Annotated in this window: 4 protein-coding genes and 1 pseudogene; 3 read left to right on the forward strand and 2 right to left on the reverse strand. The window is 70.7% G+C overall.

Annotation, left to right across the window (positions count from 1 at the left end; all coding sequences use genetic code 11):
• The first annotated feature begins 242 nt into the window (after positions 1–242).
• Positions 243–1,400 (forward strand): acyl-CoA dehydrogenase family protein, encoded by a 1,158-nt coding sequence (locus AOK24_RS38265; RefSeq protein WP_055724544.1) that lies wholly within the window; start codon positions 243–245, stop codon positions 1,398–1,400.
• A gap of 49 nt (positions 1,401–1,449) precedes the next feature.
• The gene (gene tesB, locus AOK24_RS38270; protein ID WP_055724545.1) at positions 1,450–2,322 is read left to right on the forward strand and encodes an acyl-CoA thioesterase II; all 873 of its coding nucleotides are present in this window, start codon (positions 1,450–1,452) and stop codon (positions 2,320–2,322) included.
• Between the two features lie 77 nt (positions 2,323–2,399).
• On the opposite strand, the gene AOK24_RS38275 is transcribed toward tesB, so the two are convergent.
• Positions 2,400–3,188: a phosphatase gene (locus tag AOK24_RS38275; RefSeq protein ID WP_055724546.1), complete on the reverse strand. Its 789-nt coding sequence runs from the start codon at positions 3,186–3,188 to the stop codon at positions 2,400–2,402.
• Positions 3,189–3,275: 87 nt separating this feature from the next.
• Positions 3,276–3,482 (reverse strand): annotated as a pseudogene (locus AOK24_RS38280) (helix-turn-helix domain-containing protein); the annotation flags it as partial.
• Here AOK24_RS38280 and AOK24_RS46855 point away from each other — a divergent pair.
• A partial coding sequence (locus AOK24_RS46855) for a helix-turn-helix domain-containing protein (RefSeq protein ID WP_240554316.1) occupies positions 3,454–3,590 on the forward strand: 137 nt, incomplete at its 3' end. The pseudogene AOK24_RS38280 and the gene AOK24_RS46855 overlap by 29 nt on opposite strands.

Here is a 3,590-nt window from a genome sequence, read left to right on the forward strand (position 1 = left end):
GCGGAGGAGTGACCCTGCCGGGGGCGCGCACGCGCGTACGTGTGCGGCAGGGTCCTGGGTGGCGTCGGGTCCGCCTGTCCGGCCCCCCGCCCGCGCGCTGAGCCCCTCGGGAAGGCATTGTTGGGTGCCTGGGGCCGGCCCTCCGGTGGTTCTGGAGTGACTTGCGTCTCTGGCGCTCCTGGCTACTCGCCGGTACGCTCTGATATGAGCAAGCGCTTAGACAGGTAGCGGGAGGTGGCGGCGTGCGCCGTACGGTGTTCAACGAGGATCACGAGGCGTTCCGGGAGACCCTTCGGGCGTTCATCGAGGCCGAGGTCGTGCCGGTGTACGACGAGTGGTTCGCCGCGGGGCAGGCGCCGCGCGAGTTCTACTACAAACTCGCCGAGCTGGGCGTTTTCGGGATCCAGGTCGCCGAGGAGTACGGCGGCGCCGGCATCGACTCGTACAAGTTCGAGGCGATCATCTACGAGGAGACCGCGCGCGCGGGCGTGACGTTCGGCGGCTCCGGCGTGCACACGCTGCTGGGCCTGCCGTACGTGAAGCTGCTCGCCACCGACGAGCAGAAGAAGCGCTACCTCCCGAAGTTCGTCTCCGGCGAGGAGATGTGGGCCATCGCGATGACCGAGCCGGGCACCGGCTCCGACCTCGCCGGCATGAAGACCACCGCCAAGCTCTCCGAGGACGGCACGCACTACGTCCTCAACGGCGCCAAGACCTTCATCACCGGCGGCGTCCACGCCGACCGCATGATCGTCTGCGCCCGCACCTCCGCGCCGAGCGCCGAGGACCGCCGCCACGGCATCTCCCTCTTCGTCGTCGACACGAAGGCCGAGGGCTACTCCGTCGGCCGCAAGCTCGACAAGCTCGGCCTGAAGACCTCCGACACCGCCGAGCTGGCGTTCGTCGACGTCAAGGTCCCCGTCGAGGACCTCCTCGGCGAGGAGAACAAGGGCTTCTACTACCTCGGCCACAACCTCGCCTCCGAGCGCTGGGGCATCGCCTACGGCGCGTACGCGCAGGCGAAGGCCGCGATCCGGTTCGCGACGCAGTACGTCAAGGACCGCGTCGTCTTCGGTCAGCCGGTCGCCGCGTTCCAGAACACCAAGTTCGAACTCGCCGCCTGCCAGGCCGAGGTGGACGCCGCCGAGGCCGTCGTCGACCGCGCCACCGAGGCGCTCGACGCGGGCGAGCTGACCCCCGCCGAGGCCGCCTCGGCGAAGCTCTTCACCACCGAGGTCGCGCACCGCGTCATCGACCGCTGCCTCCAGTTGCACGGCGGCTACGGCTTCATGAACGAGTACCCGATCGCCCGCCTGTACGCGGACAACCGCGTCAACCGCATCTACGGCGGCACCAGCGAGATCATGAAGTCGATCATCGCCAAGAACATGGGCCTGTAGGACCGATCGGCGACGGCCCCGGCAACGACACATCAGGAAACTAGGGGCCATGACCGAGGCACTCCACGACCTCCTCGATCTGCTCGACCTCGAACAGATCGAGGAGAACATCTTCCGCGGCCAGTCCCGCTCCGCCGTCGTCCCCCGGGTCTTCGGCGGGCAGGTCGCCGCCCAGGCGCTGGTCGCGGCGGGGCGCACGGTCCCGCCGGACCGGCTCGCGCACTCCCTGCACGCCTACTTCCTGCGCCCCGGCGACCCCGGCGCGCCGATCGTCTACACGGTCGAGCGCCTGCGCGACGGCCGCTCCTTCACGACCCGCCGCGCGGTCGCCGTCCAGCACGGCCGGCCGATCTTCGCCCTGTCGGCGTCCTTCCAGACGTACGAGGACGGCCTCGACCACCAGACCCCGATGCCGCCCGCGCCCGACCCGGAGACCCTCCCGACCAGCCACGAACGGCTGCGCGGATACGGCCACTTGGCGCCGGACGTCGTCGAGCGCTTCCTCGAATCCCGCGAGGCGATCGACCTGCGGTACGTCGAGGAGCCCCCGTACGGCAAGTACGGCGCACCCCGCGAGCCGCACTCCCAGGTCTGGTTCCGCACGAACGGCAAGCTGGCCGACGACCCGCTGCTCCACGTGGTCCTCGCGACGTACGTCTCCGACATGACCCTCCTCGACTCCGTCCTGCTCGCGCACGGGCGCGGAGGCTGGGCCGTCGGGGACGTCGTCGGGGCCTCCCTGGACCACGCGATGTGGTTCCACCGGCCTTTCCGGGCCGACGAATGGCTCCTGTACGACCAGGAGTCGCCGTCGGCGCACGGCGGGCGCGGTCTCGGGCAGGCGCGGATCTACACGCGGGACGGGCAGCTGGCGATCTCGGTGATCCAGGAGGGCGTGGTCCGGGTCCCCCGCGAGAGCTAGGGGTACTACGGGGTGGGCCGGGGTGCTGAGGGCCGGGCCCCGCGAGAGTTAACCGGGTACGCCCTGAGAGCTACGGGTCATCTCAGCCCCGCCTCGGCCAGCAGGTACGCCACCATCGGGTCGTAGTACCTGGGGCTGACCACGTGATCGTCCAGCGGCACCGCCACCTGCACCGTCCCCTCCGACTCCGCGAGGAACAGGGCGGGGTCGTTGCAGTCGGCGTACCCCAGGGAGTCGATGCCGTGCTGCCCCGCGTACCCCGCCCAGCCGTGGTCGGCGACGACGAGGTCCGGCAGGTCGCGGGCGGTGCGTTCGAGGGCCGTGAGGATCTGCCGCATCGGCTCGCCGGAGTGCGTGTGCCACAGGGTCGCGCCGTGTTCGAGGACCGCGACGTCCGCGAACTGCATGACGTACCCCTCCTCCGTCTGGAGGCCGTCCGGGATCACCACGATGTCGCAGCCCGCTGTCCGCAGCGCGGCGGCGACCGTGCGGTGCACGTCCAGCAGCCCGCCCGGGTGTCCCGTCGCGAACAGCACCCGCTGGTGCCCGTCCGCCGCCTTGCGCAGCCGCGCCGCCATCCGGTCCAGCGCGTCGACCGTCAGCTCCGGGTCGATCGTGTCCTGCCCGTACCGGTACTCCGGATCGTCGTTCACCCCGACCCGCTCCGCCATCACCGCGAGCACGTCCTGCTCGTCCGCCCACCGGTCGCCCAGCTCCAGGCCGAGCCAGAAGTTCCGCACACCGTTGGCGAGTTGACGGTAGTGAGAGAGGTTGTTCTCGCGCGGCGTGGCCACCTGGCCCGCGATGCGGGTCTTCACCAGGTGGTCGACGAGCTCGGTGCGGGTGGGGATCCGGGGTATCGGCATACCCCCATTCTGGTGCAGACGCCTGTGCGCGTCAGCGCGGTTCCCGCCGCTGGGACGTGGGTCACGTCGCCGATCATGCCCCGCCGATCACGCCTCGCCGCCCGGTGGTTCCCTGAGAGCGAACCACAACTCCATCCGTACGTCCGGATCGTCCAGGTCGGTGCCGAGCAACGCCGCGCAGCGCGCGATGCGTTGGCGCACGGTGTTGCGGTGCACGCCGAGCGCCACCGCCGTACGGTCCCAACTCCCGTGCAGGGAGAGCCAGGTGCGCAGCGTCTCGGTCAGCGCCGGGTTCCCGGCGCTGACCGAGACGCTGCGCACCTGGCTCTCCCTGCACGGGAGTTGGGACCGTACGGCGGTGCCGCTCGGCCTGCACCGCAACACCGTGCGCCAACGCATCGC

It is taken from the genome of Streptomyces niveiscabiei, from assembly GCF_001419795.1.
Classification (GTDB): Bacteria; Actinomycetota; Actinomycetes; order Streptomycetales; family Streptomycetaceae; genus Streptomyces; species Streptomyces niveiscabiei.

Coding starts and splice junctions, on each gene's coding strand:
- tesB (WP_055724545.1), top strand. CDS start 1,450: ATGACCGAGGCACTCCACGACCTCCTCGATCTGCTCGACCTCGAACAG.
- AOK24_RS38275 (WP_055724546.1), bottom strand. CDS start 3,188: ATGCCGATACCCCGGATCCCCACCCGCACCGAGCTCGTCGACCACCTG.